This window comes from Sphingobium sp. BS19, assembly GCF_027925545.1.
GTDB lineage: Bacteria > Pseudomonadota > Alphaproteobacteria > Sphingomonadales > Sphingomonadaceae > Sphingobium.
Map to the genome: position 1 here is coordinate 1 of NZ_BSEF01000059.1, position 4,016 is coordinate 4,016.

Genomic DNA, 4,016 nt, shown 5'->3' on the forward strand with positions numbered 1-4,016 from the left:
CGGGTTCGCCACAAACATGGCCTCACCATAACAGCGCGGATGTCTGGCGATCTCCTCATTGCCACATAGGATGACCACCGTGTCGACGAAGCCCTTCACCATGACATCCTGGAAGCCATACCGGGTTGGCCCCGTGACCGCGAAGCTGTGCAAAATGGCCATTTGGGATTTCAGCGCCAGAGTCCCTCGAACCGGCGTCCGGCCGTACGCGTGTAGCGGACGGTGTGTTTGGGGTCACGGTGGCCGAGATAGTCCTGGATCAGGCGAAGGTCGTAGGCGCGGTTCGCAAGCGCGAACCCGCAAGAGTGGCGCAGCATGTGCGGGTTGACCGACGGCAGGCTGGCGCGCGCTGAGGCCTGGGCCAGCAGGTAATTGACGGCCTGGCGGGTTAGCTGCGCGCCGCGCTCGGACACGAACAGCCAGGGCAGGTGATCGTCGCGCAGCGCGAGGTAGCGCCGGATCGCACGCAGTTCGTCGCCCGCGATCGGCTGTTCGACGGACAAACCGTTTTTGAGGCGACGCACCCACAGGCGCGATACGGCAAGGTCTACTTCATCGCGCCGCAGCGCGGTCGCCTCGCTTACACGCAGTCCATGACGGTACATCATCAGCAGGAGCAGGTGATCGCGTAGCCCATGCCGTCCGGCCTTGGCGGCATTGAGCAGGCGGTCGATCTCGGCTGCCGTCAGGAAATCCTTGCGGCGTTCGTGGGCATCGGCGGCCGTATCCGTGTCACTCTTTACATTTTGCCGGTTGATCGCCTTCTCGGCCATGCTGTGTTCCCTTGGGTGCATTCCCTTGCCGTCGGCGTCACTCTTGACGAAATGCGCTTTTTGTAAAGAGTGGCTGGGTACGCCGAGGGTCACGCGGCGATCCTGGCCTCGATGTCGAGCCGCCGCTCCATATTCAGGTCGAACGCACCATACGGGCTGACATGCGCCCAGATGAGCGGGGTCAAGCCGCGCTCATCCGCTGCGGTCATGCGCCCGCGCCAACGCTCCTCGGCAAGAACGCGCTGGAGCATCAGCGTGTTGACGTACACCAGGCAGGACTGGAGGAGGTGCAGCGCCGCGACCGATGCCTGCTGCTCGTCGAGCCGGTTCGATGCGACCTCGCCGCCCCGGCCGAAAAAGATGAAGCCGTTGGCCGAGTTCCAGGTCTCTACGACGTTCAGCCCCTCGTTGATTTCGCGGCGCAGGGCCTCGTCGTGCAGGTAGCAGCACAGGAACGCCGTCTTCATCGCCTTGCCGAGCTCGGCAAGTGCCTTGTAGGTCGGATGCTGGACGTTGTTCCTGGTGAACCGCCGGAGGATCGCCTCGGGATCGGCGGTGCGCTCGGCCATCGCGGTCGTGTAGCGGACCATCTCGTCATACTGCCGCTCGATCAGCGGCCAGTCGATCGGGCGCGTCAGGATGCAGGCGAGGTTGGGGTAATCGTCCGCCGTGCCAGGTCCGGGCAGATAGAGCTTCTGGCCTGCGATGGCCTTGAGCCGCGGCAGCAGCTGGAACCCGAGCAGCTTGCAGAACGCGAACGCCACCTCGCTCTGCCCGTGGCTGTCGACGTACTGGCGATCGATCTCCATCTCGGTGTCATGCGCGAGGACGCCCTCGATCATCGAGGCGACCTCGGACGACGAGCAGCGCTTCAGGCGCGAATGGATGCACACCGACTGGCGCTCGACGTGCCAGTAGATCATCACGCCCCGCCCGCCGTAGCGCACATGCCACTCGGTCATCAGGTTCTGGTCGAAGGCGGCGAAGTGCGTGCTGTCCGACGCGCACGCGGTCGTGCCCTCGCCCCACACCGCTGGATCGCGCGCGGCGAGCGTGGCGTTAACGACGCGCCTGGTCGCGTCCCGCAAGGACTCGGCGTCGATATAGCGGCGACGGGTGTGGAGCAGTTCCTTATAGGTGAAGCCGTGGTCGCCGACGACCAGGCGCTTCAGCCCGGCATTGGTGCCAAGGCCGTATAGGCAGAGCAGTAGACGTCGCCGGACGTCGTCAGGGTCCGTCGCCGCGCGCGATGCCGCCGTCGAGAACGCCTGGGTGAAGCCGATGCGGAGGTCCGCCTCCTTCAGGATGTCGAGCAAACCCGTCATCGGCCAGCGACGACCCAGCTCGCCGCCGAGCGCCTCGAGGGTGGGAGGTGCCGGAAGGGGATCGAGCGGGGTCACGACGATTGGATGACGGCGGCGCGGATTGAGTTTGACCCTGGTGTTGCCCGGCATGCCGCGATCGAGCATTGCCAACGCCTGCTCCATCTCCGCCTTCACGGAATCGGTGAAGGCGCGCGCGTCGGTGGTAAGGCCGAGCCGCTCATAGCATTCGGCGCGTCGTTCGTTGAAGTCGGCAGGCAGATCGTCGTCGGGGTTGCGGAACCGACCCGCACCCGCGACCCACACCTCCTTGCAGCGGAGCTTCTCGCGCAGCGTCTGGAGCACGCAGATTTCGTAATTGATCCTGTTGACCCGCTCCGAGCCATCCGGCGCTTCCTCGATCACGATGTCGCGCCATTTGGGGCGCACGACGCCGTCGATCGCGACCTCCGCAGTGCTGAAATATTGCCGTCCGTCATTCTCGGCCGCGCGGATCTTCACCAGCGCGTCGGTGAGCGGCTTGTGTGCGCTGTTGTTCGAGCGGAAGTCGAGCGCGGCGAGGAGTTTCGGCATCATGCGCCGGTAATAGGCGCCGTAGGAGGCGCGGACCGCCTTGTGGACGCGGCGCGACGGCGCCGAGCCGGTGGCGAGCGCTTCCTTGACCAACGCCTGAAACGTGCGCTCGTCGACCACGGGAAAGATCACCTCGCGCACGGAGCCGTCGGGCGCACCGGTGACGGCCGACGCCACCTTGAACAGGATACCGCTCTTGCCCCTGACCGCCTTTGCTTCCTCCAGCAGCTCGGTGACGACGCGCCGCTCAGCCTTGACCGTGATACGGTGTGTGATCTGGATGAGCAGGTCGACCAGCCCGTCGACGATCTCCGCCTCGCGCGGGACGCAATAAAAGGTGAGCAGCGGCAGCCTGATACGATCCGGGTGGCGGCGCAGTTCCCAGGCGCTTTCGACTGCGGCCCGCCTGCGAAATCGTTTCACGAGGTCGGGATGCACGTCGCCAAGCAACGCAGCCGACAGTCCCAGCCCACGAACTAGGTCGAGCTTGGCGACCTCGGCCAACAGGCTGTCGAGCCCCGGCTTTCCGGGATCGGCGGACAATCGCGTATAGCCCGCGCCCTCACCATCATCGGCCAACAGCGCGTTCAGGCGTGCGCGGGATCCATCGTCAAGGCGATCATAGACCCCGGCGAGCATCGCATCGTCGTGGCTCGAGCGAAGCGAGCGGACGAGCCGGTCGAGGCGGTAGGATCCGGGTCTGACGACCCGCCTCGCGGCGAACCATCCGGTGATCTCATCCTCAAGCGCGGATGGTGTCGGCTCGCGGGGGAGGATATCCGATAGCAGCCACGACCGAAACGCCGCTTCGGCCGCATGGTCGAAGGTGCCGACCGCCAGATGATCGAGAACACGCTGGCGGTGCCGACGTCCAGAGCGACCGGTGAACGCGTAGCTCTCGACGTCCGCCGCCACGCCGATCTGGTCGGCGAGGTGCGCGATCACGGCCGGAGCGAGGTCCGCTTCCTCATCTGGAAAACGACCCTGCGACCGCCAGAACGTCAACTGACAGGCGAGCCCCAGCCTACCGGCATCCGCATTGTCGGCGATGAACGCGACATCGTCGGGCGACAGCGTCCAGAGTTCACCCAGCTCGTCCGCCGACCACAGCCGCTTCATGCACGCTCCCTGATCCATGCCGAAACGGCATTCTAACCCGGATCACCGGGCGCGCGAAGTCAAATGGCCATTTTGCACAGCTTCGCGGTCACGGGGCCGGGTTGGCACCGAGTAGTCGTTGGTCCGGTAGCGCACCAGGGCGGTCGACGATACGCGAGCAGCCCTGGTCTCACACGGCTCGAGCTGCCCTGCTGGCAATGCCCGCATCACCGCCAGATCGGCCAGGAGC

General features: G+C 65.5%; 2 protein-coding genes and 2 pseudogenes. All 4 read right to left on the reverse strand.

The features are described from left to right. Window positions 1-129, reverse strand: a pseudogene (locus tag QMG56_RS23635) (hypothetical protein); the annotation flags it as partial. Between the two features lie 41 nt (window positions 130-170). Then, on the reverse strand, window positions 171-866 hold the full coding sequence (locus tag QMG56_RS23000) for a tyrosine-type recombinase/integrase (RefSeq protein ID WP_201766338.1): 696 nt from the start codon (window positions 864-866) through the stop codon (window positions 171-173). Continuing rightward, a complete protein-coding gene (locus QMG56_RS23005) occupies window positions 863-3,787 on the reverse strand; it encodes a Tn3 family transposase (protein ID WP_021238839.1) in 2,925 nt (974 codons plus the stop codon). The genes QMG56_RS23000 and QMG56_RS23005 overlap by 4 nt, the downstream gene beginning before the upstream one ends. Window positions 3,788-3,853: 66 nt before the next feature. Continuing rightward, window positions 3,854-4,016: pseudogene (locus tag QMG56_RS23010) on the reverse strand (IS21 family transposase); the annotation flags it as partial.